Here is a 26,493-nt window from a genome sequence, read left to right on the forward strand (position 1 = left end):
GTTGTCGCCGGGCGACCTTGACACCGCGGCCCGGCGGCGGACAGAGTCCGGCGGTGGAGATCACCGAGCTGACCGAGGCCGAGCGCCGGGTCCGGGACGCGTTCGCGTCCGGGGACGTCGTGGACTTCCGTACCGGCGCCGCGGAGGCGGACGATCCGGAGGCGGGCGCGGGGTGGGGCGAGGAGCGGACGGTGCGCGCGGCCGTGCTGCGTCACCTGCTGCTGGCCGGTCCGCGTGCGGAGGGCGAGATCGCCGCGCTGCGGCTGCGGGGCGCCCGGATCACCGGCGAGCTGAACGTCCGGTACGCGGTCTTCGACTGCGCGGTGGTGCTGGCCGACTGCCACTTCGAGCGGACGCCGAACCTGTACGGGGCGCAGCTGCGGCAGCTCAACCTGAGCCGTTCGGTGCTGCCCGGCCTGGACGCGGACACCCTGCGGGTCGACGGGGCGCTGCGGCTCACCGACTGCCGGGTTCCCGGCGCGGTGCGGCTGGGCGGTTGCCGGGTCCAGCAGGCGGTGTTCCTGGAGCGGGCCAGGATCGGGGTGCCGGCGGACGGCGTCGGGGAGCGGCTGGACGGTCCGGCGCTCGTGCTGAGCCACGCGGTGACCGGGGACGACGTCTGGGCACTCGGGGCGGTGGTGCACGGCGGGTTCACGCTCGTGGGCGCGAGCGTCACCGGCCAGGTGAGGATGGACGACGCGGAGCTGCACCATCCCGGTGGGACGGCGCTGGACGCGGAGACGCTGACGGTCGGCAGCGACCTGCACGCCATGCGGCTGGTCGCGCGGGGGCGGGTCAATCTGCGCGGGGTCCGGATACCGGGGCAGCTCAACTTCGCTCACGCGCGGTTCTCCCACCCCGAGGGGGTGGCGCTGCGCGCCAGCGGCATGGTGGTGGGCGAGATCTGGCTGCGGGAGGCCGCGCCGATCGAGGGCACGGTGAACCTGCGCCGCACCCGGACGGAGCTGCTGCACGCCGAGCCCTCGGTCTGGCCGGTCCGGGTCCAGACCGACGGCCTGACGTACACCTCGCTGACCCCCCACCTGCCCGCCGTACAGCGGTTGGCGCTGCTGGAGCGCGACGACCAGGGCCATGTGCCGTACGGGTACGAGCAGTTGGCAGCCTCGTACCGGCGGATCGGGGACGGGGACGCGGCGCGCACGGTGCTGCTGGCCAAGGAACGCGGGTACCGTGCCACGCTGCCCGCGTACGCGAAGTTCTGGGGGCTGCTGCAGGACGTGACCGTCGGGTACGGCTTCCGGCCGGTGCGGGCGGCGGGGTGGCTGTTCTCGCTGCTGCTGGCGGGGGCGGCACTGTTCGCCGCGCACCCGCCGTCGCCGCTGAAGCCCGACGAGGCGCCGCCGTTCAACGCGGTGTTCTACACCCTGGACCTGCTGCTGCCGATCGTCGATTTCGGCCAGGAGAAGGCGTTCGACCCGCAGGGCGGATACCAGTGGCTGTCGTATCTGCTGATCGTGACCGGGTGGCTGCTCGCGACCACCATCGCGGCGGGCATCACCCGGTCCGTCAGCCGTCAATGACGTGGCGTCAGCTTTTACCGACGCGACGTCAGTTCTTGCGGGCGACGCCCGCGTAGCCGGGGATCGGCTCGTCGCCGGGGACGGGGATGACCTCGCCCAGCTCGGGGTGCCAGTCGGCGGAGAGGGAGACGCCCGGCTCGACCAGTTCCAGGCCGTGGAAGAACGCGGTGACCTCGTCACGGGTGCGCGGGCGGAACGTCATGCCGCGCTCCTTGTACATCGCCCGTGCCTGGGCGGCGCCCTCCGGGTTGAAGTCGCCGGTGGTCTGGGACAGGACGAGATAGCTGCCGGGGGCCAGCCGCTCCACCAGGCGGTCGACCAGCTCGGCGGCCCCGTCCTCGTCGTCCAGGAAGTGCAGCAGCGCCAGCAGCGAGAGGGCGACCGGCTGGTCGAAGTCGAGCACCTTGCCGGCCTCTTCGAGGATCGTGCCCGGCTTCCGGGCGTCGACCTGGATGTACTCGGTGGCGCCCTCGGGCGTCGAGCGCAGCAGGGCCGCCGCGTGGGCGAGCACGATCGGGTCGTTGTCGCAGTAGACGACCCTGGCGTCGGGCGCGGCCGCTTGGGCGATCTGGTGCAGGTTCGGCTCGGTGGGTATGCCGGTGCCGATGTCCAGGAACTGGCGGACGCCGCGCGAGGCCAGCCACCGGGTGGCGCGGTGCATGAAGGCGCGGTTGACCTTGGCCATGTCTCCGCCGCGGGCGTCCAGGGCGAGCAGTTGGCGGGCCATCTCCTCGTCGACCGGGTAGTTGTCCTTGCCGCCGAGGAACCAGTCGTACATCCGCGCGGGATGCGGCTTGGTGGTGTCGATCTCGATGGCCTGCGGTTCCTGCCCGGTCATGGCGCGCTCCGTTGGTCGTCCGTCGTGGCGGGGGTTGGCTGCGTGGGGCTGGGCGTGGGGCTGGGGTGTGGCTGGAGAATACGCGGCGGTGCGCTCAGGTGAGGAGGAAATCGGCCTGGCCGGCCTTCGCACCCTGGATGAAGGCGGCGATCTCGCCGTGGGAGTAGATGAGCGCGGGGCCGTCGGGGTCGGCCGACTGGCGCACGGCGACCCGGCCGTCGGCCAGCTTCATGGCCTCGACGCAGTTGCCGCCGTTGCCGCCGCTCCACGGCTTGTACCAGCCCTCGGAGCCGAGGTCGGCGGCCGGCATGCCGTTGTATATGTGGCTCATCACAGCTCCTTGCGGACGTTCCGGAGAATGTCCTTCGTGCGTGGTGCAGTCGCGGCCTGAGCCGCCATGCGGTCCATGGCCTCCAGGTAGGAGGCGACCTCCGGGCGCGCGTCGAAGTAGACGGCGCCGGTCAGGTACTCGCTGTAGACCATGTCCGGCAGTTCGGGGACGCCGAAGCGGAAGAGCACGAAGGGGCCGTACGTGCCGGGGTGGTGTCCGGTCGAGAACTCCGCGATCTGGAGCGTCACGTGGGACAGCTCGGTGGCTTCGAGCATCTTGTCGATCTGGGCGCGCATCGTGTCGGGGCTGCCGACGGGGCGGCGCAGGACCGTCTCGTCCATGATGACCCACAGCTTCGGCGCGTCGGGCTTGGCCAGCAGGGACTGGCGTTGCATCCGCAGGTCGACGTGGCGCTCGATGTCGGCCGGGCGGGTCTGCCCGACGGCTCCGGTGCGCAGCACGGAGCGGGCGTAGTCCTCGGTCTGGAGCAGACCGGGCACGAAGTGCGGTTCGTACATGCGCAGCAGGGAGGCGGCGCCTTCCAGGCTGACGTACATGGAGAACCAGTCGGGCAGGACGTCGTGGTAGCGCTGCCACCAGCCGGGCTTGTTGGCTTCCTCGGCGAGTTCGACGAAGGCGTCCGCCTCGCCGTCGGGGACGCCGTAGGCCTTCAACAGGAGCTGGACGTACGGGATTTTGAGGGCGACCTCGGCCGTCTCCATCCTGCGTATGGTCGCCGGCGCGACCCGCAGCACCTTCGCCGCCTCGTCGCGGCCCAGGCCCACGCGTTCGCGCAGGTCCTGGAGGCGCTTGCCGAGGACGACCTGGCCCACGGTGGGGGCGGACCGCGGTTCGCTCACTTGGGACCTCCCCATGGACTGTTTGCGAGCAGTGTGACATGCGGACGGCGGCGGGGACACGTCCACTCTGGAAATTTCAGAGTGCCCCTTGCCAAGTGTTCGTGACGGGAGGAGAGTTGGTGACAGAACCTGTTCGTGCAGTCACCACCTCTCCCTGTCCGTCGTGGGTGCGGCGCGTGGCACAGCCCCACTGTGAGGATTCGGTCGTGGCACCTGGCAGTGCGCTCATCCCCCGGCTCATGGACCTCCGCCCCGGGACGGAAGCACTCCGCTTCTGCTTCGCGCTGCCCGCGCGGGCCGATTCGGTGGCGGGCGCGCGCGAGTTGACCCGGAGCGGACTGGCGCTGTGGAAGCTGGGCGCCGACGTGTGCGACGCCGCGACCCTGATCGTCTCCGAACTGGTCACCAACGCGGTGGTGCACACCGCGAGCTCACGGGTCGTCTGCGAGCTCCAGCGGCTGGACCGGCTGCTGCGGATAGCCGTGCAGGACCAGGGCCACCGGACCGGACCACGCCTGCGGGACACCTCCGACGACGAGCACGGGCGGGGACTGCTGCTGGTGGACGCCCTGTCGGAGGCCTGGGGGTCGCACGGCGACGACGACGGGGTCCGGGGCCGCATCGTCTGGGCGGAACTGCCGCACGGTGCGGGGCAGCCGTGCTGAGGAACGCCTTGTCCCGCCTGCGCGGCGCCCGCCCCGCCGACGCCCCGCCCTGCGACGGCACCGGCGCCCGGGTCCAGCTCCCCCTCCCGCCCGAGCTGTCCGCGAGCCTCGGGTACGACGCGGTGGGGGTGCCCGCCGAGCACGGGTTCCACCTGATGTCGCACCTGCCGCGCACCGGCTGCGTGTTCGCCGACGCGGACCGCTGGTGGTGGATCGTCCCGGCGGGCTCCGACCAGGACCTCGTCTGGCCCGAGCAGGCCCGGTACGCCCCGGGGGCGCTGGTGCCCGCCGTGCGGCCGCGGCTGATCCACGCTCCGGAAAGCCGCACCCCCTACACGCCCCCCATCCCGCTGTTCCTGATGGTGTGCCAGGTCACCGGGGTGTCGCCGACCTGGGGACCGGCGTCGAGCCCGGTCGGAGCGTCCTGACCGCGCGGCCTCAGGGGCGGTCGAGGTAGCCGAGTTGCGGGTGGGCCGCGGTGTAGGCGTCGACGAGCCGGCGCGCGACGGTGACGGAGTCGACCAGCGGGTGCAGCGCGAACGCGCGGGCGGCCACGGACCGGGAGCCGCTCTCCGCCGCCTCCAGCACGGACCGCTCGACGGCCTTCACCGCGTGGACGAGGCCCGAGGCGTGCGCGGGCAGCGGGCTGACCGTCACCGGGTGGGCGCCGTTCGCGTCGACGAGGCAGGGCACCTCGACGACGGCGTCCGCGTCCAGCCCCGGCAGGGTGGTGCGGTTGCGGACGTTGAGGATCAGCGAGGTGCGCTCGTTGCGGGCGACGGCCCGCATCAGGGCCAGCGCGACCTGTTCGTAGCCGCCGGACTCCAGGTCGGCGGCGGCCCGCTCCCCCGCGCCGGACACCTCGCGGTTCTCCGACATGTAGGTCGCCTCCCGCTCGGCGCGGGTGCGGTCCCAGGTGGCGAACGCCGGGGTGCCGGGCTCCCGCATCCGGGCGTAGAAGCCCTGCTGCTGCTCGCTGAGGAAGGCGCCCCGGGTCTGTCCGGCCTCCTGGTAGGCGCGGACCGCCTCGCGGTTGTAGTAGTAGTAGTGCAGGTACTCGTTGGGGATCGCGCCGAGCGAACGCAGCAGGCCGGTCCCGAAGAGCTTGCCCTCCTCGAAGGAGCCCAGCAGGCCGTCGTCGGCGAGCAGCCGGGGCAGCGCGTCCCGCCCGTCGACGTACAGGCCCTGGACCCAGCCGAGGTGGTTGAGGCCCGCGTAGTCGATCCAGGCGCGGTCCGGGTCGGCGCCGAGGACCCGGGCGATCCGGCGGCCGAGACCGACCGGGGTGTCGCAGATGCCGACGACCCGGTCGCCGAGATGCCGGGACATCGCCTCGGTGACCATCCCGGCCGGGTTGGTGAAGTTGATGACCCAGGCGTCCGGGGCGAGCCTGCCGATCCGCCGGGCGAGGTCCACCGCGACGGGCACGGTGCGCAGCCCGTACGCGATGCCGCCCGCGCCGACGGTCTCCTGGCCCAGCACCCCTTCGGCCAGCGCGATCCGCTCGTCGGCGGCGCGGCCCGCGAGGCCGCCCACCCTGATCGCGGAGAAGACGAAGTCCGCGCCGCGCAGCGCCTCGTCCAGGTCGGACGTGGCGACGACGTCCGGCGCGTCGGGCACGCCCGCGGCCTGCTCGGCCAGCACCCGCGCGACGGCCGAGAGGCGGTCGGCGTCGGTGTCGTACAGCGTCACCCGGGTCACCCGGCCCTCGGCGTGGTCGCCGAGCAGCGCCCCGTAGACCAGAGGGACCCGGAACCCGCCGCCACCAAGAATTGTCAGCTTCACGCTGCTCGATGGTACGGGCCCGGGGCGCGGGACGGGGAAGCCGCGGGCACGGGCCCGCGACTCCCCCGGTGCACGGGACCCGGCCGGGGGGGGTCAGTAGCCGCTCCACCAGCGGGAGACGGCCTGCCAGAGCCGGGCGGGGGCGCCGGGGACGCGCTGCCGGGGCACGGTGGCGGCCGGGGCCTCGGCGGACCCGGCGGATTCCGGTGCGGGGGCGGCCGGCTCCGGGGAGGAGACGACCCAGTCGGCGCGGGGCCGGGGGCGGGCCGAGGCGGGCTGCGGCTCGTCGTCGATCTCCTGCTGGGGGCTGGGGGCGAACTGGACGGGGAGCTCCATCAGGTGGCGGGACATGATGGTGCCCATCCAGCTCAGTTCCTCCTCCGGTACCGCCAGCTCCAGGTCGGGCAGGCGCATCAGCAGCGCGTCCACGCCGACGTCCGCGATCGCGCGGCCGATGTCCTGGCCGGGGCACTCGTGGGGGCCGCCACTGAAGGCGAGGTGGGCGCGGTTGCCCTCCATGCTCGCCTTCAGGTCGGGGCGGACCGCCGGGTCGCTGTTGGCGGCGGCGACGCCGATGAGCAGCGCGTCCCCCTCCTTGATGTGCTTGCCGCCGAGCTCGGTGTCGCCGACCGCCCAGCGCCCGAAGACCAGGGAGAACGGCGGTTCGTCCCAGAGGGTCTGCTCCACCGCCTCGGGGATGGTCATGTGGCCGCCGCTGAGCCGCGCCCGGAACCGGGGATCGGTGAGCACCATGCGGAGCACGTTGGCGATGAGGTTGGCGGTGGACTCGTAGGCGGCGATCAGCGTCAGGCGCAGGTGCTCGACCACCTCCAGGTCGGTCAGCGCGGCGCTGTGCTCGATGAGCCGACTGGCGAAGTCGGGCTCGGGCGCGGCGCGGCGGCGCTCGACCAGGCGGGTGAGCACCTCGACGACGTAGGCGTTGCTGGCCACGGCGGTCTCGGTGCCGCGGGTCATGTCGCGGGCGGCCTGCACCAGCCGCTCGTCGTACTCCTCGGGCATGCCGAAGACGGCGCACATCACCATCATCGGCAGGTGGTCGGCGAACTGGCTGACGAGGTCGGCGGTGCCCTTGAGGCAGAAGTCGTTGACCAGCCGGTTGCTGAAGCGGTTGATGTGCCGGCGGACGCCGCGGGTGTCGATCCGCTCCATGGCGTCGGTGACCGCGCCGCGCTGGCGTTCGTGGGTCGCGCCGTCGGCGAAGACGCAGACCGGCTGGTAGGTGAAGATCGGCGCGAGCGGGTGGTCCGGGGCGACGGTGCCGTCCTGGAGGGCGCGCCAGCGGCGGGAGTCGCGGGAGAACTGCGAGGGCGTGCGGGTCACGTGCAGGTTCTCGCTGTGGCCGAGGACCAGCCAGGCGGGGACGTCGCCGTGCAGCAGGACCGGGGCGACGGTGCCGTGCTCGGCGCGCAGCTTGGCGTACAGACCGGCGGGGTCCTTCTCGGCCTCCGGGCCGTAGTACCGGCGTACGCCTCCGGGCCCGATGCCGGGGTCGTGCGCGGGGCACCCGGGCGGAGGGACGGGGCCCGACGCGGTGCCGGGTTCGTCGTGGAAGGGGGTTGTCACTGTGACTCCAGGAATGGGTGGCTCGGGGGTGTGGGCGCGGCGGTTTCCGCGCGCGCCGCCCGTCAGGCGAGGGGGACGGCGAGGCTGTGGAGGTACCGCATCAGGGTCATCAGCACGTCGCGGCTGGACGCCCGCAGCCGCGCGTCGCAGTCGATCATGGGGACCTCGTCGGGCAGGTCGAGCGCGGCGCGCAGCGAGGCGACCGGGTGCTTGGGAGCACCGGGGAAGGTGTTCACGGCGACGACGAACGGCACGCCGCGCTCCTCCAGCCGGCCGATCACGTCGAAGCTGACTTCGAGCCGGCGGGTGTCGATCAGCACGACCGCGCCGAGCGCGCCCTCGAAGAGCCCGTTCCACAGGAACCAGAAGCGCTCCTGGCCCGGGGTGCCGAACAGGTAGAGGATGAGTTCGTCGCTGAGGCTGATCCGGCCGAAGTCCATGGCGACGGTGGTGGCGGTCTTGCTCTCCACCCCGGCGTTGTCGTCGACGCCGACGCCGGCCTGGGTCATGGTCTCTTCGGTGGTGAGCGGCCGGATCTCGCTGACGGAACCGACCATCGTCGTCTTGCCGACCCCGAACCCGCCGACGATCACGACCTTGACCGCGGCGGTGGCCGTGGTGGGCAGGACGTCCTCGGTACGGGGGCCGGAGATCGTGTCAGAGCTTCTGAAGTCCATGCATCACCGCTTCGAGAAGGGACCGGTCGGGCAGGGTGGCGCGAACGATGGGCGCCCGGGACTCGATCAGGTCGGACGCGAGTAATTCGGTCAGCAGCGAGGTGACCACGCTGAAGGGGAGGCCGAGGTACGCCGAGATCTCGGCCACGGACAACGGCGCCTGACAGAGCTTCAGGATTGCCGCCTGTTCCGGCTGGAAGGTCGGGGAGGGCTCCGCGTGGGCCACGACCATGGTGACCAGGTCGAGCGCCGCGCGCTCGCTGCCCTCCAGGTCACCGGTGATCACGTACAGCCGTTCCGGGTCGTTCAGGGCGGGATCGGCAGAGCGGCGCTCCCTCCGGGGAGCGTTCATCCGGCCTGCCCGTCGTGTCGCGGCGGACTGGTCAGGTGGGCGCCGATGCGGACCACCATGTCCCGCATGCGGGCGCCGACGAGTCCGGCGTCGACGGTCTCACCGGCGAGCACCGCGAGGTAGGCGCCCGTGCCGGCGGCCATCAGGTAGAAGAATCCGCCGGTGACCTCGATGACGACGAGCTTCATCAGGCCGTCGCTGTAGGGGATCTCGGTGGCGACCGCGGCGGCCAGGCTCTGCAGCCCGGCGCACGCCGCCGCGAGGCGGTCGGCGACGTCGGGGTCGCCGCCGTGCATGGCGATGCGCAGCCCGTCCGAGGAGAGCACCACGATCTGGTGGATGCTCGGCACGTCCTCGGCCAGTTCCTTGAGCATCCAGTCCATGTTTCCCCGTTGCTGGATCACTTCAGGTCTCCCTTGTCCCACGCGTCGTCAGAGTCTTCGCCGTTCTTGCGGTCCTGCGGCACGCCGTTGACGGCCTTGGTGAAGGCCTCGAGCCACAGCCCGGGGGGCTTCTCCCCGCCGGAGGAGCCGGTGGCCCGGCCGCCGTCCTGGCCGCCGCCGCCCGGGTGCGTGCCGCCTCCGCCCGCTCCGGCCGGGGCCGGGGCCTGCTGGGGAAGGTTGTGCGAGCCGAGCGGGGCGCGGCCCCGGCTGCGGCGTTGCGGCAGACCGTTCTCGGTCCATTCGGTGACCACCGGTGCTTCGTCCTCCATGGCCGCCGGGGCGGGCACCGGGGGGCGGGCGGCGGGTGCGGTGACGGCGGAGGGCACCGGTCCGGTCGCCGCGGTGCGGGCCTTGCGCTTGCCGGCCGGCGGCACGACGTGCTGGAGCTGGGACATGTCCAGCGAGCTGGTGGGCCGCGAGGTGGCGCCGATGCCGTGCGCGATGCCGGGTGCGGGGCCGGTGGTGATCATCTCGCGGGGCACGATGAGGACGGCGCGGACGCCGCCGTAGGCCGACTGACGCAGCGACACCTGGAGCTGGTACATGCGGGCGAGCCGGCCGACGACGGCCATGCCGAGGCGGGGGGACTCGCCGAGGTCGTTCATGTTGATGCCGGCCTGGGCCTGGGCGAGCATGTTCTCGGCCCGCGCGCGGGCCTCCTCGCTGAGGCTGACGCCGCCGTCCTCGATCTCGATGGCGATGCCGGTCTGCACCTCGACCGCGGTGACGTGCACCCGGGTCTGCGGCGGCGAGTAGCGGGTCGCGTTGTCGAGCAGCTCGGCGCAGGCGTGGATGAGCGGTTCGACGGCGGTGCCGACGATGGCGACCTTGGAGATCGAGTGCAGGTCGACGCGCTGGTATTCGAGGATGCGGGACATCGCGCCGCGCAGCACGCTGAACAGCGGCACGGGCTTGGGCCACTGGCGGCTGGGCCTGGCGCCGCCGAGGACGGCGATCGAGTCGGCGAGGCGGCCGATCAGGGCGGTGCCGTGGTCGATGCGCAGCAGGTCGTCGAAGACCTCGGGGTTGCGCCCGTAGTGGTCCTCCATCTCGCGGAGTTCGCTGGCCTGGCGGTGCACGATCGCCTGGACGCGCCGGGCGACGCTGACGAACGCGCGCTGCGCGGAGTCACGGCGTGCTTCCTCGTCGTCGATGATCTTCAGGACGACGAGGAGGAGGTGGCGCAGGGCCCTGGGCAGGTTGCGGAAGGCCGGGTCGGCGTCCACGACGTCGCGCATGACCTCGTCCGGCGAGTTGCCGGAGCGCAGGGTCCTGATCGCGGTCGGCATCAGGTCCCTGGTGAGTCGGACCGTCTCGTCGTCGTGGGCGGCGATGCGCCGTTCCAGGTGGGTGACGCGCTGTTCGTAGCGGGCCCTCTGGACGCGGAGTTCGCGTCCCTTGCGGTGGAGTGCGACGGCGAGCACGGAGACCACGATCGTGGCGAGCGCACCGGACACGGCGACTGGTATCCGCGCGGCCTGGGTGACCAGCGATACGCCGGCTGCGGTCGTGCCGACGAGCAGCACGAGGGGCAGCAGGAGGACGCGGACCACGGGGATCTTCCGTTCGGTCGGCGGTGATTCGACACGGACCATCTAAAACCCTCTGGCGGTTGATTCCGGGATGTATGCGCAGGTGTGGGGAGAACCGCGAACAAGTGCGCGAACGGGCGGTAACTCGACTTCACTGCGCGTGAGCTTAGCCAGATCAGATCAGTGCTTCGGCATATTCACCCAACCCCCTGCGCGAGCACGTCCGGGGTAATACACTCGCCTGTTTTGCACGCTCGGCTTCCGAGCGTGCGCGGGGAGTGACGGAGCAGTCCGGAGGCATACTCCACCCCCCATCCGTCCCACGGGGCGGGACGGATGCCTTCTTCCCCGACCGCCCTTTTGGCCTTATGTGCTGCTCAGCCGCTGCGCAGCTGCTGTGATGAAGCAGCTCCCTCGGGCGTGTGTACCACCCTGGGGAACAGGCGCACATGTGAGCGAACCTGATCGAAAGGAACACATTCGCGCTCCGCGCGAGGGTGATGGCGCGCGGAGCGATGCTGACGGCCCCGGACGGAGGTCCCGCGGTCCGCCCGTCAGACGCCGCGGAGGGCCGCCCCGGGGACCGGGCACCCGGTCACGGCACGTCATCATCGTCGGGCCGGGACGGACCGGCGGGCGGCCCGGAGGGGGTCGGCCCTGGACGGAAGCGGCGGGAGCGGGGACACCATGACGACGGCACGGGGTTACATCATCGAGTCGCTGGACACCGGACTGCGGGTGCTCCAGCTCTTCCTGACGCACGACACCCTGACCGTGACCGGGGCCGCCGAGGCGCTGGACGTCGGCCGGTCCACCGCGCACCGGGTGCTCACCACCCTGGAGGCGCGCGGCTTCGCGGTCCGCGACGCCTCGGGACGGGGGTACGCCCCCGGCCCCGAGCTGGTACGCCTGGGACGCCCCGCCGGGTTCGCCCCGGACGTCCGGGCCCGGCTCGGCGCGGTCCTGGACGAGGCCCTGCGGCTCACCGGCGAGACCGTGCAGACCGTGGCCCTGATCGGCGACCAGGCCCTCGTCACCGACGGACGCGAGTCGGACCACCCGGTGCGGGTGGTGCTGGAGCGCGGCCGGACGTACCCCGCGTACGCCACCTCGGGCGGCAAGGTGCTGCTGTCCGCCATGACCGACGACCAGGTCCGCACCCTCTTCCCGGACGAGGAACTGGCGCCGGTCACCCCCGACACGCTGCCCACCCGCACCGCGCTCCTCGCGGAGCTGGCGACGGTCCGCACCGCCGGACTCGCCGTCGGTCTGGGCGAGTCGGTGCCCGGCATGCACTCCGTCGCCGTGCCGCTGTCCGGCACGGGCCGCCGCGATCCGCTCGCTCTGGTGGCCTGCGCCCCCGCCGGCCGCGCCGCGCCGCCGGCGCTCCTCGACCGGGCCGCCGGGCTGCGGCTGGCGGGTGCCCTGCTCACTCCGCGCCCCGCCCCTTGAGCCATCCCCTGAGCCACCCAAGGCGGGTCCGCGTCCGTGCGGTAGCTCCGGACGCCTACCCGCCCCGGCACGCGGGCGCGGGCCCTCCCCCGGCCGGGAGGGCCCGCGCCCGAGCCGTGTTCAGCGCCGGGCCGCGCCGAGCCTGCCCTCCAACTGGACGAGCAGTTCGCCGAGCTGGCCGCTGAGCCGCTCGCGGGTCGCCCCGTCGAGTCCGGAGAGCACCGCGTTCTCGTAGGCGAGCTGCTCCGGCAGCAGCCGGTCGACCAGCGCCCGGCCGTCCTCGGTGAGCCGGACGTGCGCGACCCTGCGGTCGCGGTCGTCGCCGCGGCGTTCGACCAGCCCGCGCTCCTGGAGGCTCCGCAGCCGCTTGGTGACGGCGGCCCCGGAGGAGAACGTCTCCCGGGCCAGCTCGCCGGGGGTGAGCTCGCGGTCGGTCCGCCGTACGGCTCCGAGCAGGTCGAACTCGGCCCGGTTGAGTCCCGCGGTGCGCAGCGGGGCGTCCTCGGCCTGCTGGAGCAGCGCGGCGCAGCGGTTGATGCGGCCGATCAACTCCATCGGGCCGGTGTCGAGTCCGGGGCTGACGGCCTGCCACTGCCGTACCACTCTGGCGACGATGTCGTCGGTCACACCGCTCCGTTCTCCGGGGTCGGAAAGATCAGTCCCTGACGTCGTGCTGTAGCGGCGAGCGTACGGTGTGCCGCGCGTTCGGCCGCGAGCAGTTCCTCCTCGGGCAGGGCGCGCTGCCACCACTCGCCGGCCGCGGTGTCGCCGGCTTCGCGCAGTTCGACGAGGGCCGCGGTCAGCCGGCGGCGGGACGCGTCGAGGGCGGCGGGGGCCGGAGCGGACTGCGCGAGGACCCGTACGGAGTCGGCGCGGACGGCTTCGACGGCGGCCAGCGCCCGCTCGACCCGTCCGGTGGCCCGCTTGTTGGTGACCGCCACGGTGACGAGGAAGCCGACGGCGGCGCCGACCAGGGTGTCCAGGACCCGGTCGCCGATGAGTTCGCCCGCCGGGTGGGCGCCGCCGAACTCCAGCACCAGCAGCGCCATGGGCGTCACCGCGACGGAGCCGAGCCAGTAGTTGCGGGTGATCAGCGCCTCGGCGGCGAAGTTGAAGAACAGGCAGCACAGGACCAGGGCGAGCCCGCCGATCCGGCTGAGCGGGAGGATGGCGGCGAAGACCAGCACGCCGACGAGGTTGCCCAGGGTGCGCTGGAGCGCCCGGTTCCAGGTGAGGGTGACGTTGGCCTGGTAGAGCGAGGCGGCGGTGACGATCGCCCAGTAGGGGCGGCCGACGCCGAGCGCCATGCAGACGTAGCCTGCGAGCGCGCAGCCGATGAGGGTGCGGACGGCGATCGGCAGCAGGGGCGAGCCGGGGCCGAGGGCGCGCAGCATGGTGCGGCGGGCGTCCCGGCGGGAGCGGCCGGCGCGTTCGGCGTCGATGCCGAAGAGTTCGGCGGTGGCGCCGGGGACGTCGGGTGCGACGGGCACCGGCCCGCGGGCGCGGGTCCGTGCGGCCCAGGCGCGCAGCCGCGCCGGGTCGGTGACGGCGGCCGGGGCGTCGCCGCGGCCGGCGAACGCGGCCTCGGCGGTCACCACCAGCCGTTCCAGGGCACGCCGCTCGGGGCTGGGCCGGCCGGCGGCGAGCAGCGTCTGCCAGGCCGAGTGCACCGCGGTCGCGGCGGTGTGCCGGCTGCGCGGGTCGGGGTCTGCGGTGTAGGCGGCCGCGGCGTCCAGCGCGCGGGCGGTGGCCCGGCGCTCGGGGCCCTCGCGGCGCAGCAGGGCCGGTCCGACGGTGACGCACCAGGAGAACGCGCCGACCGCCAGGGTGAGGGCCAGGTGGCCGGGGACCTGGTCGAGCTGCTGCGGCGCGAAAAGGGCGGCGGAGGTGACGAAGGTGAAGATGACGTGGGCCGGGGGTCCGACGCGGGAGGCGTCGACCAGCGCCTTCTGCGCGGCGGCCAGCAGGGCGCCGACCGCGATGAGGATCGCCGTCGAGTCGGTGAGCGACGCGGTGATCAGTGCCACCGCCAGGCCCGCGAGCATGCCGAGCACCACACGGGCGACGGTCCCGGCGCGGCGGGCGTACGGCAGGTGGTGCCCGTACAGGGCGCAGAGCGAACCGGCCATCGTGTACATCACGAGGTCGAGCCGGTCCAGGGACAGCAGGATCAGGTTGGGCACGAGGGAGGCGACGACCACGCTCAGGGCGGGTTTGAACCAGGTGTCGGAAGGGCGGCCGAGGCGCAGCGCCGCCTTCAGGGGGAGTCTGCGGACGGGGCGGTGCCGGGACGGGGAGGGAAGGGTGGTTGTATCGCTCACCGATATAGATTAACAGGTATTACACCCGTGAAAGACTTCTCGCCGAGCGGTCCTCCGCCGCCGCCCGTCCCCCGACCCTGCTCCGGCCCCGGCCCGCGTGGGCCGGTACCGGGGCTCAGAGGCTCAGTTCCCGACGCCGAGGCCCGCCATGAACGCAGCCGGGTAGCGGTCGCCGCGCGCCGAGCCGGCCGGCACCGCCCGCTCGATCGCCGCCAGGTCGTCCGCGGTGAGCACGGTCTCCGCCGCGGGCAGCGCCTCGGCCAGCCGCTCCCGCGTGCGCGCGCCCACCAGCGGCACGATGTCCTCGCCCTGCGCGGCCACCCAGGCGATGGCGAGCTGGGCGACGGTCCGGCCCTTCTCCGCGGCAACCTTGCGCAGCGCCTCCACGAAGGCCAGGTTGTGCTCCACGTTGCCGGCCGAGAACCGCGGGCTGTGGCCGCGCAGGTCGCCCTCCCCGCCGCTGCGGCCGGGCGCCCAGTGCCCGGAGATCAGCCCGCGGCCGAGGACTCCGTACGCGGTCATCCCGATGCCCAGCTCCCGGAGCGTGGGCAGCACCTCCGCCTCCACGGCGCGGGAGATCAGCGAGTACTCGATCTGCAGATCGGCCACCGGATGCACGGCGTGCGCCCGGCGGACCGTCGCGGCGTCGACCTCGGAGAGGCCGAGGTGGCGGACGTAACCGGCGTCGATCATCTCCTTGACCGCGCCCACCGTCTCCTCGACGGGGACCGCCGGGTCCAGCCGGGCGGGGCGGTAGACGTCGATGTGGTCGACGCCGAGCCGGGTCAGTGAATGGGCCAGGAAGTTCTTCACCGCCTCCGGACGGCAGTCCGGCCCCCCGAACGCGGCGCCGGGGGCGCCCAGCATGCCGAACTTCACGCTCAGCAGATAGCCGTCCCGGTCCCGGCCGCGCAGCGCCTCGGCGAGCAGCAGCTCGTTGTGGCCCATCGCGTAGAAGTCGCCGGTGTCGATCAGCGTCACCCCCGCGTCCAGCGCGGCGTGCACGGTGGCGATGGACTCGGTGCGGTCGGCCGCGCCGTACGCCCCCGACATTCCCATCGCCCCCAGGCCCAGCAGGGAGACGGCGGGTCCGGTGGCGCCCAGGGTTCGCGTCCTCATGGTGTTCTCCTTCGTCGGTCGGGCTCTGCCACCACCCTGCGCCCGGACCGCCGTGAGCGGGAGCGGAGCGTTCATCGTGGGAGCGGTGCTCCCTGGATCGCCCGTGCGCCGTGCAGGACCATGGAAGCCATGGAACGTGAAGAGCTCGCCGATTTCCTGCGCGGCCGCCGCGAGGCGATCCGGCCGGCCGAGGTCGGCATCACCGACGGCCCCCGCCGCCGCACCCGCGGTCTGCGCCGGGAGGAGGTCGCGATGATCGCCGGCATGTCGGTGGACTACGTCGTGCGGCTGGAACAGGGGCGCAGCAGCCGGCCCTCCCTCCAGATGCTCGGTGCGCTGTCCCGGGCGCTGCGGTTGTCCGAGGACGAGCGCGCCCATCTGTTCCACCTGGCGGGCCACGCTCCGCCGCCGGCCGTGGAGGTGGCCCGGCTCGCCCGCGCCGGACTGGTGCGGATGCTCGACCTGCTCGGCGACACCCCCGCCCTGGTGATGTCCGACCTGGGTGAGGTACTGGCCCAGAACCGGACCTCGATGCTGCTGATGGGCGATCACGAGCGGTTCTCGGGCGACCGGCGCTACCTGGTGTACCGCTGGTTCACCGAGGCCGGCGCCCGGGGCACCCTGTCTCCCGAGGAGGACGAACAGCGCACCCGGCAACTGGTCGCGGACCTGCGCGCCACCGCCGGCCGGCGGGCCGGCGACCCGGAGGTGACCGGGCTGGTCGAGCGGCTGCGGACGGCCAGCGCCGAGTTCCGCGGGCTCTGGGCGGAGCACGAGGTGGCGGTCCGGCGCGCGGACCGCAAGACCCTGGTGCATCCGCGGGTCGGCCCGCTGGTGATGGACTGCGAAACCCTCGTCACCCCCGACCAGGGACAGTTGCTGCTGGTGCTCACCCCGGCCGACGCGGAAACCCGCGAGCGGCTGGAGCTGCTGCGGGTGATCGGCGTGCAGGAACTGTCCCCGCAGCCGTCCCCGTAGGAGACCGCCGGAGCGGCGGCGGCGGCGCGGGTGCCGGACGGCCGCGCGAGACACTGAGCGGCCGGGCCGCACAGTCCGCGGCTCCGCCCTGCAACCGGTCCTGCCGCCGTGCAATCAGGCCCGCCCCGCCCGATGCGGCCCGTGGTACCGGCCCCGGCCTGTCAGCCGAGGCCGCGGGCGTCCTGCTTGAGGGCGGTGTCGACGGTGAGGGCGGTGGCGACGACCAGGCTCAGCAGGGGCTCGGGGAGTTGGTAGTGGATCTGGAGGACGTAGTTGTCCGCGGTGGTGAACAGCGTCTTCGCCAGGCCCTCCCACTTCTTGGTGATCCGGGCGATCTCCGCGTCGTTGTGGTCGACGATGGCGAAGTTCCAGGCCCGCCAGTTCTCGGCCTTGATCGCGCCGATCTGCCGGCCGTCGGCCATGATCGCGAAGTTGATCTTCCCGATGGCGTTCTGCTGGACGATCTCACCCACCGGCTGTCCGTCCGGGCGCTGCACGATCACGCGGGACTTGATGAACTTCGCGGGGCGGGTCAGCAGGAGCTGCGGGCGTCCGTGCGCGTCGCGGATCTCCAGCCGGTGGGTGAGGTACTGGTCGACGCTGGAGACGAAGCGCAGCACCTTGCGCAGCGCGCTCTGCCCGACCTGGACGACCGATCCGACGGTGGCGCCCTGCTGGTCGAAGACGCGGTACTCGTTGGTGACCTCGATCAGTTTGGCCTTCTGACTGACCACCAGGACCTGCTGGTCGAAGAGCGTTCCGGCGCTCATGGGGCCTTGCTGACCTCCGCCGTGCTGCGGCGCGAACTGCGGCTGGGCCGGGGCCTGCGGCGCCGACTGAGGCGCGAACTGCTGCGGAGCCTGCTGCGGCCGCGTCCCGTACGACTCTCCGGCGGGCTGCCGCTGCGTCCCGTACGACTGCCCCGCGGCCTGCTGCGGCGGGTGGGTCTGGTGGGGCACGGCCGGCTGCGGGGCGGCGGCCTGGGCCGGAGCGGTCTGCGTGCCCTGCGCGGGGGCTCCCGCGGCGGGGTGCGTGTGCTCGGTCCACTGCGCACCGTCCCAGTAGCGGAGCAGCGAGGCCGCGCCGTGGGGGTCGGGAAACCAGCCCGCAGGTATGTTCGATTGCGTCGTCACGGGCCCACACTATCCCGGCCTCCCCCGCGCACGGATCCCTCTCACGGGGGAGGTGTCCGCACCTCACGGGGGTGGTGCGGACCGCTCATCACATAGGCTCGACGTCGATATGAAGAGCAACGCCACGCCGCTCGGGCCGAAGGCCGACAAGGACTCCGTGCGACGCCACAACCTGAGTCTGGTCCTGCGCGCGGTGAGCGAGGAGGGCAACGGTGAGGCGACCCGCGCCGGGGTGGCCTCGCGGGTGGGCCTCACCCGCGCCGCGGTCTCCTCGCTGGTCGAGCAGTTGCTGGAAGGCGGCTTCCTGACCGAGTCCGGCAAGACCTTCAGCGGCCAGGCCGGCCGCCCCGGCACCGCGCTGAAGGTGGCACGCACCGGACCCGCCGGGATCGGCGTGGAGGTCAACATCGACTACGTGTCGGTGTGCGTGGTGGACCTCTCCGGCACCGGCCGGGTCCGCCAGACCGAACACCTGGACAACCGCGGCGCCCCGCCGGACGAGGTGCTCGCCCGCGCCGCCCGGATCGCTGCCCGCACCCTGGACTCGGCACGGGAGCAGGGACTGCGCCCGGTCGGCGCGGCGCTGGCCCTGCCCGGTCTGGTCTCGGGCGGGTCGGTGCGCCAGGCGCCCAACCTGGGCTGGAACCGGATCCCGGTCGAGCAGGTGTTCGCCGATGCGCTCGGTGCGCTGGCGCCGGACCTGGGGCCGCTGCCGGTGGGCTCGGAGAACGAGGCCAATCTCGCCGCGCTGGCGGAACTCTGGTTCGGCGGGCTCGACGACGTCCGCAGCTTCCTCTACCTGACCGGTGAGATCGGTGTCGGCGGCGCCCTGGTCATCGACGGCGAACTGCTGCGCGGCGCCCACGGGTTCGCCGGGGAGATCGGCCACGTGGTGGTGGATCCGGCCGGCCCGGAGTGCCGGTGCGGTTCGCGCGGGTGCCTGGAGCAGTACGCCGGGCAGTCGGCGCTGCTGCGCGCGGCCGGGGTGCTGGGTCCGGACGGAGCGGGTGGGACGGCCGGAACGGGGGTGGCCGAGCTGGAGCGCCTGGTGCGGGCCGGGGACAAACGGGCGGTGGCGGCCGTCGCCGAGGCGGGCCGGATGCTGGGGCAGGTACTGTCCGGGGCCGTCAACCTGGTCGACCCGGACGCGGTGGTGCTGGGCGGGATCTACCGGGGGCTGATGCCCTGGCTGGCTCCGCACGCCGACGCGGAGCTCACCGCGCGGGTGGTCTCCGGCCTGTGGACCAGTGGCGACGGGCGGCTCCGTGCCTCGTCGGTGGCCGGCGACGCGGCCCGCGGGGCGGCGGCCCTGGTGGTCCGGGACGTACTGGCCGACCCGGCGGCGTACGCGGAGCCCGTCCGCGGCTGACCGCCCGCCCCGGCCGGCCGCACGCCGGAGCCACGGCCCCCGCACCGGTGCGCGACTCCCGCCCGCGCGGTGCCTACACGGCGTCGGGGCCGGCCCGCCGCAACGGTCCGGCCCCTCCCCCGCGTGCCGGCCGGGTCAGCCGGTGAGTCCCCCCTTCACCGCTGCCGCGTCCCTGGCCAGCGCCGTGCGGGCCGCCGCGTCCGGCACCAGGGCGGCGTCGCCCGCGTACGCGGCGAACGAGTCGAGGACCGCGCCCGCCTGCTTGGCGCGTCCCGCCTCCGCGTGGTCGAGGGCCTGCTTCAGCCGCACGTTCAGCCGCTGCTCGCCCTGCGCCGACACCGCGCCGTCCGCCCGCAGCACGGTGATCAGCTCACCGAGTTCGGCGAACGACGTCCCGGTGGTGAAGTGCACCGTCCGGACGGTGGTGTTGCCCGCCGCGTCCCGTGCGGTGACCTTGAGGTCGTGGCCGCCCAGCGGGAGCCGCCACAGGTCGACCGGCACGCTGGTGGTGAGCGGTGCGCCGTCCAGGGTGGTGGTGGCGGTGGCGCCGCCGGAGACGGTGTCGGTCGCCTTCACCACCGGGGTCAGCCGCTCCGAGTCGCCGTACTCCGCGCCGTCGTCGAGCCCGGTGACGGTCACCGCGGGCCCGGTGCGGTCGATGCGTACGGGGATCGAGCCGACGGCGGAGACGTTGCCGCCGCTGTCGGTCGCCCGGTAGCGGACGGTGGTGAATCCCTCGGCCGTCAGGGTGACCGCGGTGTTCGCCGACAGCCAGGTGGTGCCGCCGTCGAGGGAGTACTGGCGGCTGCTGACCGTTCCGTTGTCGGTGGCCGACACGGTGAGCTGGACCGGCCCGGTGTACCAGCCGTTGCCGCCGGTGGGCTGGGCCGGGTTGAGGGTCGCGGTGGCCTTCGGGGCCTGGGTGTCGGCGACGCCCTTGCCCTGGAAGGTCAGGGCGTCCAGCGTCACGCCGCCCGACGAGGTGACGTAGAGCCGGCCGGTGCCCGGGGGCGCTCCGGCGAGCGAGGTGGTCACCGTCTGCCAGCCTTCACCGGCCGGTACCTGGACGGTGGCGAACGGCGCCGCATCGGCGGCGTTCCACCGCAGCGACAGGGTGCCCGCGCCGGTCGCCCGGGTCTGCACCCCGGTGACGCCGGCGAACGACACCGGGTCGTAGGCGAGGAAGTCGGAGGCGTCGAAGGAGGTCAGGGAGCGCTGCCCGGAGGCGGTGGCGTCGTCGGTGACGGTGACGCCCTCGGCGAGGTCGTAGTGCTCGGCCTGCATGAGCGAGGGGTTGAGGACGACCTGGGCGTCGCCGGTCGCGGCGGGCACGCCGTTGGCGCCCTTGTCGGTGTAGGTGATGCCGAGGACGCCGAAGACGTTCTCGGTGTCGCCGTGTCCGGCGTCGGCCGGGGTGGTGACGGCGCCGGTGCAGCCGGTGCCGCTGTTGACCGGGTGGCCGTGCTGGTTGTGGCCGAGGCCGAAGGTCCAGGCGGCCTTGGCGCAGTCGACGGCACCGCCGTCCTCGGGGTCGTCCACGTCGATGGCGAACGGCACCGCGTCGCCCCACTGGAAGAACCCGCCGTCGGGCGGGGAGGTGATCTCGACCGTCGGCGCGGTGTTGCCGGTGGTGATCTGGCGGGCCGTCAGTCCTGACTTGCCCTGGGGGTCGGTGACCTTGAGCCGCGCCTGGACCTGGCCGTTGTCGGTGTAGGTGCGGGTGGCGGTGGGGCCGGTGGCGTCGAAGGTCCCGTCACCGTCGAGGTCCCACTGGTAGGTGAGGACGCCGCCCTCCGGGTCGGTGGAGGCCGAGGCGTCGAAGGTGACCCGGAGCGGGGACTGACCGGAGGACGGCGACGCCTTGATCACGGCGGTGGGGGCCTTGTTGCCCTCGGCGTAGTCGATCCGGTAGAGCCCCGCGTCGGGGTTCTGCCGGAAGAAGCCGTCGCCGTAGTCGAGCACGTAGAGCGCGCCGTCCGGGCCGAACTCCATGTCCATGGGGTTGTCCCACGGCGGGATGCCGTTCTCCGACCGCTCGCTGTTGGGCAGCACGTTCTCCAGCTTGCTCACCGGTCCGTCGGGGCCTTCGAGAGTGAGGGCGGCGACGTAGTCCTGGGAGAACTCGGCGAAGAACGCCTTGCCGTCCCAGTACGCGGGGAACTTGCCGGGGGCCGGGTCGGCGGCGTCGTAGTGGTAGACCGGCCCGGCCATCGGGGCCTGGCCGCCGGGGCCGCCGGGGCCGCGGAAGGCGGTCAGCTCGGGCCACGGCTGGTCGGTGTCCCGGTCGCCGTACCAGAGGGTGGCCGGGGCGGAGGGCGGCAGGACGTTCAGACCGGTGTTCCAGCGGGAGTCGTTGACCGGGGCCGCGCAGTCGAAGGCCGGGCCGGGGGTGAGGGCGGCGAAGTCGAAGTCGCGGTAGGGCTTGGTGTTGTCGCCGGTGCAGTACGGCCAGCCGCTGTTCTGCGCCTTGGTGGTGGTGTTCCACTCGACGTAGCCCATCGGGCCGCGGTCGGCGCTCGCGGTGCCGGCGTCCGGCCCGTAGTCGCCCCACATCACGGCTCCGGTGGCCCGGTCGACCTGCATCCGGAACGGATTGCGCAGCCCCATCACGAAGATCTCGGGGCGGGTCTTCGCCGTGCCGGGCGCGAAGAGGTTGCCCTCGGGGACGGTGTAGGTACCGTCCTCCTGGACCGTGATCCGCAGGATCTTGCCCCGCAGGTCGTTGGTGTTGCCCGAGCCGCGGCGCTCGTCGAGGCCGGGGTTGTAGCCGGGCGCGTCGTTGATCGGGGTGTACCCGTTGACGTTGGGGCCGGAGGCGGGGGTGTTGCCGCCGGTGGAGAGGTAGAGGTTGCCGTCGGCGTCGAAGTCGACGTCCCCGGCGACGTGGCAGCACTGTCCCCGGTTGGCGTCGACCCGGATGATCTCCTGGCCGGTGGCCAGGTCCAGCTTGTCGCCGGTCCACTTGTAGCGGGTCAGGGAGTCGTACCCCTCCCACCGGTCCCAGTACGTGTCGTCCGCGCCGGCCGGGAGCCGTTCCGGTGCGGAGCCGGTGGGCGTGTTCAGCGGCGGCGAGTAGTAGACGTACACCCAGTGGTTGGTGGCGAAGTCGGGGTCCAGCGTGACCGTCTGGAGTCCCATCTCCGAGTTCTGGTACACGTCGATGTGGTTGACGACCTTGGTGACGCCGGTGGCGGGGTCGGTGAGCCGCACGTCGCCGTTGCGCGCCGTGTGCAGCACCCGGTTGTCGGGGAGGACGGCGAGGTCGATCGGCTCGCCGGTGTCCTTGGTGAGTGTGACCTTCTCGTAGTTGGCCCAGTCCAGGGCCGGTTCCTCGTGTTCGTGGCCTTCGTGCGCCTGCGCGGCGGGCGCGAGGCCGGTCATGCCGAGCGCGGGCAGCGCCGCGAGGAGGACGCCCGCTATAAGGCGTCCGAGAGTACGGTGCACAGGGATGCATCTCCTTGGTCGCTGGCGGTCAGGAGGGTGCCGGGGAGCCGTTTCGACGACGGCCCCCGACCGGGCCCGGCGGGCCGCCCGCACCGTGTCCGCGGTGCGGGAGCCGCGGCCGGCCGGGCCCGGTCGACGTGCGTCACGTGCTGTGCCGTGCGGGTGCGGCCGTCCCGGTGGATTCAGCCGAGCAGGTCCGTCAGCGCCGCGAAGCTGCGCTCGGCGGCGCCGAACGAGCCGGGCGGGTTGGGCTGGGCGGCGGTGGCGTTGTCCTGCTCCCAGATGCCGACGTGGCTGCCGCGGGCCCCGACGTCCCGGACGAACTTCTCGTACGGCAGGTCGCCCGCCCCGAACTCGACGATGCCGTAGCCGTCCACGGACGTGTTGGCGTCACCGTCCTTCATGTGGAACAGCGGGTAGCGGTAAGGCTGTTCGCGTACGTAGGTGGCAGGGTCGAAGCCGGGCCAGCGGTGCTGTCCCACGAACGCCCAGTAGACGTCGAGCTCCAGGTAGACGTGGCGCGGGTCGGTGTTGCGCAGGAACACGTCGTACAGCCGGACGTCCGGGCGGTCGGTGGCGAAGGCGAACTCGCCCGCGTGGTTGTGCTGGTAGAGCTTCAGGCCGCGGGCGGTGGCCGCCGCGCCCCAGGTGTTGAACTCCTCGGCCGCCGCGAGGTACCCGGCGACGGTGTTGACGCTCGTCGGTGCGTTGGCGGTGCCGACGTGCGGCATGCCGAGGATCTGCGCCGCGTCCAGCTCGCCCTGGAGGTTGGAGCGCAGGTTGCCGATGCCGACGTGGCTGCCGACCGCGCGCAGCCCGTTGTCGTCGAGCGCCTTGCGGATCTCGGGGAGGGTGATCTGCCGGCCGAGGATCGCGGTGTTCTGGGTGTAGCCGGCGAACTCGATCTCGCGGTAGCCGATCCGGGAGAGCTCCTCGAAGACGACCTGGAAGCCCAGCGAGCTGACCTTGTCGCGGACGCTGTAGAGCTGGATCGCGATGCGGTCCTTGGGGATGGACAGGTAGCTCGTCGCGGCGGCGGCCGGGGCGGCGGTCGCTCCGGTGACGGAGGCGGCGGCGAGCGCCACCGTCGTGCCCGCGGTGGCACGCAGGAAGTCTCTGCGGTCGAAGGACTTGGACGAAAGACCCACGGTAACTCCTGGCTGGTGGGGTGGGGAGGGAGGGGAGCCCGGCCGCGCGGCGGCGGCTCCCGGGGGAAGGCGGCGGCCTTCCGCGCACGCGGTGCGGCGAGGCCTCCTACAGGCCGGAGTCGCCCGCGGCCCCGGCATCGGCGCGTGCGGTGGCGAGGCGCTCGGCGGCCTTGCGGGCCAGGTCGTCGCCGCGGTCCTGCGGGGCGGGCGCGGCCCGTCGCGCGGCGGAGGCCGAGGCGGCGGGGGCGGTGTCGCCGGTCACCGCGCCGCGGACCCGGGCCAGTTCGCCGACCTTGAGCACCGGGGTGTTGCCGGTGGCGGTCAGGGCGCCGCGGACGATGGCGTTGTCCAGGACCGCGTCGGCGGTGTTGTCGGTGACGGCGAGGGTGGAGCCCAGGTAGGTCGCCCCGGCGCAGGAGCTGAGGGGTCCGTCGGCGCCGAGCTGGAGGGCCTCGGCGTTGTTCCTGTAGACGGTGGCGCCCTCGACCTCGCTGGCGCAGAGCACCCCGCCGAGGGAGTTGCCGGACACCGTGAGGGCGCCCCTGACCGTGGTGTCGTAGACGTCGGTGTAGAGGTTGGAGTCGCCGGTGAGCGAGCCGCTGAGGGTGGAGCCGGAGACGTAGAGCTCGCCGGAGGTCGCCTTGACGGCGCCGCCGAGGGTGGCGTCGACGGCGTAGAGGAAGCCGCCGGTCGCGGTGGTACCGGTCTTGACGCTGGTGTTCAGCAGGTGCGTGCCGAAGGCGGACTCGGCGTGGAGCGCGCCCTTGACCGTGGTGTCGGTCAGGTCGAGATAGCCGTTCGCCGCCACGTCGACCGCGCCGTTGAACGTGGCGCCGGTGGCGACGAGGTCGGCCCCCGCCTCGACTCTGACCTCGCCTCTGACCTTCGTGCCGGTCAGGGTGCAGGACTTGCCGGCCGGCACGACCAGGTCGTTGGTGACGGTGACGGCGCCTCCGTCACCGACGCAGGTGGTGTACAGGGCCGCCTGTGCGGAGCCGCCGAACGCGACGAGCCCTCCGGATGCCACCAACGAGGCCGTGACGACGAGCGTACGGATCTTCATTTCGCTTCCTCCTGCTGCGATCACCGCCGCGCCGGACGCGCGGCTGCGGAACCCCGCCCGGGGGCGGGGGTGCTGCGGGGTGCGTGACCTGTGCTCCGGCCGCTCGGCGGCCGTCGTGGATCGGACCGGGCGGGGCCGGCCGTGGGGGGATGCCGTGGAACGGGGGCGACTGCGGGCGGCACGGGCCGCCCGGCGTCCGTGTGGGTGCCGGACCTCTCCGGTTACCACGACGAAACACTTGCTGGGGTCGGGCGAGACATTAGGACGGGCCCCAGGGCATGTCCAGATGTTTGTCATGAATCACCGAAACTTTTCCGTGATTCACCAGAAGATTGTCTCGTCGGAACGCAAAGCCCCGTGCGGGACCGTTGGTTCGAGGTGTTGACGCGCCGTCATGACACCGGCACGATGCGCCTTTTCGGGTCCCGGAGGGCCGTCCCGCCGGCTCGGAGGCCGTCCCGCGCCCCCGGCTTCCCGCCTGCCACAATCGTCACCACGCAGGCGCACGGCGAAGAGCGCGCGCCGCGGGACGATGGAGGATCGCTGTGCCGCTGCCCTCGCAACCCCTGCGCAGTCTGGGCTTCTTGACCATCGGGCTGTTCGACGGCTCCGATCCGGGCCCCGGCCACCGCTCCACGCTCGACGTCATCGAACTGGGCGAACGGCTGGGCTTCGACAGCGCCTGGGTGCGCCACCGCCATCTCCAGTACGGCATCTCGTCCCCGGTGGCGGTGCTGGCGGCGGCCACCCAGCGCACCAGCCGCATCCAGCTGGGCACCGCGGTGATCCCGCTGGGCTGGGAGAACCCGCTGCGTCTGGCGGAGGACCTGGCGACCGTCGACATCCTGTCCGGGGGCCGGCTCAATCCGGGGGTGAGCGTGGGACCGCCGATCCACTTCGACCGGGTCAAGGACGCGCTGTACCCGGACACCGCGGACGCGGAGGACTTCAGCTACACCCGGGTACGGCGGCTGCTGGACCTGGTCCGCGGGGAGCCCGCCTCCGACTTCGCCGGCACCGAGGGGATCGAGGCGTACGCGGACCGGGTGCAGCCGCACGCCGCGGGGCTGAGCGAGCGGCTCTGGTACGGCGGGGCGAGTCTGCGGTCGGCCGAATGGGCCGGCGCCAACGGCATGAACCTGCTCACCAGCAGCGTGGTGAAGGCGGAGGAGTCGGAGGACTTCGCCGAGATCCAGCTCTCGCACATCCGCACCTTCCGCGCGCACCATCCCGAGGGCGAGCGGGCCCGGGTCTCCCAGGGCCTGGTGGTGATCCCCACCGACTCCGCCACACCGGAGCAGCGGGCGCGGTACGAGGCGTACGCCGAGGGACGCCGGGCGCGCACCACCGCGCCGCAGGGTCCGGCGCGGATGCTGTTCGCACCGGACCTGGTGGGCACCTCGCAGGAGATCGCCGACCGACTCCACGCGCACGCGGCGTTCCGCGAGGTGGACGAGGTGGCGTTCGCGCTGCCGTTCAGCTTCGCGCACGAGGACTACGTGCAGATCCTCACCGACATGGCGACGGTGCTCGGCCCCGCGCTCGGCTGGCGCCCGGCCGGCTGACGCGACGGAGGCCGGCCATCGCTCGCCGGTCGGCCCTCGGCCCGTGACGACGGCCTCCGGTGGCGTTCTTTTTTCACCCGAGCCCGTGGAACGAGCAGCCCCGGCCGGAGGGGTCCGGCCGGGGCTGCTCGTTCCACGGGCTGGCGCAGGGCCGGGAGGGGCCCCTCAGCCGGTGATCAGCGGACGCCGAGGAGGTGGTCCATGGCGAGCTGGTCAAGGGCTTCGAAGGCGAAGGAGCGGCCGGCGACGGCGTCGGCGTCGAAGTCCTCGTAGGCGGAGCGGTCGGCGAGGAG

At 73.1% G+C, this 26,493-nt stretch carries 23 protein-coding genes; 7 read left to right on the forward strand and 16 right to left on the reverse strand.

Features of this window, described 5'->3' with window-relative positions:
- Positions 1-53: 53 nt before the first annotated feature.
- Positions 54-1,541: a membrane-associated oxidoreductase gene (locus Q0994_RS15945; RefSeq protein WP_299534778.1), complete on the forward strand. Its 1,488-nt coding sequence runs from the start codon at positions 54-56 to the stop codon at positions 1,539-1,541.
- A gap of 28 nt (positions 1,542-1,569) precedes the next feature.
- Here the strand turns inward: Q0994_RS15945 and Q0994_RS15950 are convergent, their stop codons facing one another.
- The 3 genes from Q0994_RS15950 to Q0994_RS15960 form a co-directional block, all read right to left on the reverse strand.
- Positions 1,570-2,379 (reverse strand): SAM-dependent methyltransferase, encoded by an 810-nt coding sequence (locus Q0994_RS15950; RefSeq protein ID WP_299534781.1) that lies wholly within the window; start codon positions 2,377-2,379, stop codon positions 1,570-1,572.
- 94 nt (positions 2,380-2,473) lie between these two features.
- Positions 2,474-2,710 (reverse strand): DUF397 domain-containing protein, encoded by a 237-nt coding sequence (locus Q0994_RS15955; protein WP_299534783.1) that lies wholly within the window; start codon positions 2,708-2,710, stop codon positions 2,474-2,476.
- Entirely contained in the window at positions 2,710-3,570 is an 861-nt protein-coding gene (locus tag Q0994_RS15960) for a helix-turn-helix transcriptional regulator (protein WP_299534785.1), read from the reverse strand. The genes Q0994_RS15955 and Q0994_RS15960 overlap by 1 nt, the downstream gene beginning before the upstream one ends.
- Before the next feature lie 206 nt (positions 3,571-3,776).
- Here Q0994_RS15960 and Q0994_RS15965 point away from each other — a divergent pair, with 206 nt between their 5' ends.
- Both Q0994_RS15965 and Q0994_RS15970 read left to right on the forward strand, forming a co-directional pair.
- The gene (locus Q0994_RS15965) at positions 3,777-4,235 is read left to right on the forward strand and encodes an anti-sigma regulatory factor (protein WP_299534787.1); all 459 of its coding nucleotides are present in this window, start codon (positions 3,777-3,779) and stop codon (positions 4,233-4,235) included.
- Entirely contained in the window at positions 4,229-4,663 is a 435-nt protein-coding gene (locus Q0994_RS15970; protein WP_299534789.1) for a hypothetical protein, read from the forward strand. Before Q0994_RS15965 ends, Q0994_RS15970 begins: the two co-directional genes overlap by 7 nt.
- A gap of 10 nt (positions 4,664-4,673) precedes the next feature.
- Here the strand turns inward: Q0994_RS15970 and Q0994_RS15975 are convergent, their stop codons facing one another.
- From Q0994_RS15975 to Q0994_RS16000, 6 genes are all read right to left on the reverse strand, one after another.
- Complete coding sequence (locus tag Q0994_RS15975; protein ID WP_299534791.1) at positions 4,674-6,020, reverse strand: 6-phospho-beta-glucosidase; 1,347 nt, start codon at positions 6,018-6,020, stop codon at positions 4,674-4,676.
- 93 nt (positions 6,021-6,113) lie between these two features.
- Positions 6,114-7,604, reverse strand: coding sequence for a cytochrome P450 (locus Q0994_RS15980; RefSeq protein ID WP_299534793.1), 1,491 nt, complete (start codon positions 7,602-7,604; stop codon positions 6,114-6,116).
- A 62-nt stretch (positions 7,605-7,666) separates the two neighbouring features.
- Positions 7,667-8,281, reverse strand: a complete 615-nt coding sequence (locus Q0994_RS15985) for an ATP/GTP-binding protein (RefSeq protein WP_299534796.1) — start codon at positions 8,279-8,281, stop codon at positions 7,667-7,669.
- Positions 8,262-8,633, reverse strand: coding sequence for a DUF742 domain-containing protein (locus Q0994_RS15990; RefSeq protein WP_299534799.1), 372 nt, complete (start codon positions 8,631-8,633; stop codon positions 8,262-8,264). The genes Q0994_RS15985 and Q0994_RS15990 overlap by 20 nt, the downstream gene beginning before the upstream one ends.
- Positions 8,630-9,037, reverse strand: a complete 408-nt coding sequence (locus Q0994_RS15995; RefSeq protein ID WP_299534802.1) for a roadblock/LC7 domain-containing protein — start codon at positions 9,035-9,037, stop codon at positions 8,630-8,632. The genes Q0994_RS15990 and Q0994_RS15995 overlap by 4 nt, the downstream gene beginning before the upstream one ends.
- Positions 9,034-10,671 carry a sensor histidine kinase KdpD gene (locus Q0994_RS16000; RefSeq protein WP_299534805.1) on the reverse strand — a complete coding sequence of 546 codons (1,638 nt, stop codon included), beginning with the start codon at positions 10,669-10,671 and terminating at the stop codon, positions 9,034-9,036. Before Q0994_RS16000 ends, Q0994_RS15995 begins: the two co-directional genes overlap by 4 nt.
- Before the next feature lie 624 nt (positions 10,672-11,295).
- Here Q0994_RS16000 and Q0994_RS16005 point away from each other — a divergent pair.
- Positions 11,296-12,060: an IclR family transcriptional regulator gene (locus tag Q0994_RS16005; protein WP_299534807.1), complete on the forward strand. Its 765-nt coding sequence runs from the start codon at positions 11,296-11,298 to the stop codon at positions 12,058-12,060.
- Positions 12,061-12,180: 120 nt separating this feature from the next.
- Here the strand turns inward: Q0994_RS16005 and Q0994_RS16010 are convergent, their stop codons facing one another.
- The 3 genes from Q0994_RS16010 to Q0994_RS16020 form a co-directional block, all read right to left on the reverse strand.
- Positions 12,181-12,687: a MarR family winged helix-turn-helix transcriptional regulator gene (locus Q0994_RS16010; protein ID WP_299534809.1), complete on the reverse strand. Its 507-nt coding sequence runs from the start codon at positions 12,685-12,687 to the stop codon at positions 12,181-12,183.
- Positions 12,684-14,381: an FUSC family protein gene (locus tag Q0994_RS16015; protein WP_299534811.1), complete on the reverse strand. Its 1,698-nt coding sequence runs from the start codon at positions 14,379-14,381 to the stop codon at positions 12,684-12,686. The genes Q0994_RS16010 and Q0994_RS16015 overlap by 4 nt, the downstream gene beginning before the upstream one ends.
- A gap of 123 nt (positions 14,382-14,504) precedes the next feature.
- Entirely contained in the window at positions 14,505-15,500 is a 996-nt protein-coding gene (locus tag Q0994_RS16020) for an aldo/keto reductase (protein ID WP_299534813.1), read from the reverse strand.
- A 129-nt stretch (positions 15,501-15,629) separates the two neighbouring features.
- On the opposite strand from Q0994_RS16020, the gene Q0994_RS16025 reads away from it, so the two are divergent.
- Positions 15,630-16,478, forward strand: coding sequence for a helix-turn-helix transcriptional regulator (locus Q0994_RS16025; protein WP_299534815.1), 849 nt, complete (start codon positions 15,630-15,632; stop codon positions 16,476-16,478).
- A 161-nt stretch (positions 16,479-16,639) separates the two neighbouring features.
- Here Q0994_RS16025 and Q0994_RS16030 read toward each other — a convergent pair whose 3' ends face one another.
- Positions 16,640-17,611 carry a phospholipid scramblase-related protein gene (locus Q0994_RS16030; protein ID WP_299534818.1) on the reverse strand — a complete coding sequence of 324 codons (972 nt, stop codon included), beginning with the start codon at positions 17,609-17,611 and terminating at the stop codon, positions 16,640-16,642.
- Between the two features lie 109 nt (positions 17,612-17,720).
- Here Q0994_RS16030 and Q0994_RS16035 point away from each other — a divergent pair, with 109 nt between their 5' ends.
- Positions 17,721-18,980 (forward strand): ROK family protein, encoded by a 1,260-nt coding sequence (locus Q0994_RS16035; protein WP_299534820.1) that lies wholly within the window; start codon positions 17,721-17,723, stop codon positions 18,978-18,980.
- 135 nt (positions 18,981-19,115) lie between these two features.
- Here the strand turns inward: Q0994_RS16035 and Q0994_RS16040 are convergent, their stop codons facing one another.
- The 3 genes from Q0994_RS16040 to Q0994_RS16050 all read right to left on the reverse strand — a co-directional run bounded on the left by Q0994_RS16040 (position 19,116) and on the right by Q0994_RS16050 (position 24,635).
- Positions 19,116-22,361, reverse strand: coding sequence for a PQQ-dependent sugar dehydrogenase (locus Q0994_RS16040; RefSeq protein WP_299534822.1), 3,246 nt, complete (start codon positions 22,359-22,361; stop codon positions 19,116-19,118).
- Positions 22,362-22,606: 245 nt separating this feature from the next.
- Positions 22,607-23,572: a sugar phosphate isomerase/epimerase gene (locus tag Q0994_RS16045; RefSeq protein ID WP_299534824.1), complete on the reverse strand. Its 966-nt coding sequence runs from the start codon at positions 23,570-23,572 to the stop codon at positions 22,607-22,609.
- Between the two features lie 106 nt (positions 23,573-23,678).
- Positions 23,679-24,635 (reverse strand): hypothetical protein, encoded by a 957-nt coding sequence (locus Q0994_RS16050; RefSeq protein WP_299534827.1) that lies wholly within the window; start codon positions 24,633-24,635, stop codon positions 23,679-23,681.
- A 545-nt stretch (positions 24,636-25,180) separates the two neighbouring features.
- On the opposite strand from Q0994_RS16050, the gene Q0994_RS16055 reads away from it, so the two are divergent.
- Positions 25,181-26,200 (forward strand): LLM class flavin-dependent oxidoreductase, encoded by a 1,020-nt coding sequence (locus tag Q0994_RS16055; RefSeq protein WP_299534830.1) that lies wholly within the window; start codon positions 25,181-25,183, stop codon positions 26,198-26,200.
- The last annotated feature ends 293 nt before the right edge of the window (positions 26,201-26,493 follow it).

Source organism: uncultured Streptomyces sp. (assembly GCF_947488945.1).
Lineage (GTDB): Bacteria > Actinomycetota > Actinomycetes > Streptomycetales > Streptomycetaceae > Streptomyces.

What these genes read in the sequence shown, in the direction of transcription:
- Q0994_RS16000 (WP_299534805.1), bottom strand. Translation starts at nt 10,671, where the DNA reads ATGGTCCGTGTCGAATCACCGCCGACCGAACGGAAGATCCCCGTGGTC.
- Q0994_RS15985 (WP_299534796.1), bottom strand. Translation starts at nt 8,281, where the DNA reads ATGGACTTCAGAAGCTCTGACACGATCTCCGGCCCCCGTACCGAGGAC.
- Q0994_RS16005 (WP_299534807.1), top strand. Translation starts at nt 11,296, where the DNA reads ATGACGACGGCACGGGGTTACATCATCGAGTCGCTGGACACCGGACTG.
- Q0994_RS15950 (WP_299534781.1), bottom strand. Translation starts at nt 2,379, where the DNA reads ATGACCGGGCAGGAACCGCAGGCCATCGAGATCGACACCACCAAGCCG.
- Q0994_RS16040 (WP_299534822.1), bottom strand. Translation starts at nt 22,361, where the DNA reads ATGACCGGCCTCGCGCCCGCCGCGCAGGCGCACGAAGGCCACGAACAC.
- Q0994_RS16035 (WP_299534820.1), top strand. Translation starts at nt 17,721, where the DNA reads ATGAAGAGCAACGCCACGCCGCTCGGGCCGAAGGCCGACAAGGACTCC.
- Q0994_RS16020 (WP_299534813.1), bottom strand. Translation starts at nt 15,500, where the DNA reads ATGAGGACGCGAACCCTGGGCGCCACCGGACCCGCCGTCTCCCTGCTG.
- Q0994_RS15955 (WP_299534783.1), bottom strand. Translation starts at nt 2,710, where the DNA reads ATGAGCCACATATACAACGGCATGCCGGCCGCCGACCTCGGCTCCGAG.
- Q0994_RS16025 (WP_299534815.1), top strand. Translation starts at nt 15,630, where the DNA reads ATGGAACGTGAAGAGCTCGCCGATTTCCTGCGCGGCCGCCGCGAGGCG.
- Q0994_RS15990 (WP_299534799.1), bottom strand. Translation starts at nt 8,633, where the DNA reads ATGAACGCTCCCCGGAGGGAGCGCCGCTCTGCCGATCCCGCCCTGAAC.
- Q0994_RS16050 (WP_299534827.1), bottom strand. Translation starts at nt 24,635, where the DNA reads ATGAAGATCCGTACGCTCGTCGTCACGGCCTCGTTGGTGGCATCCGGA.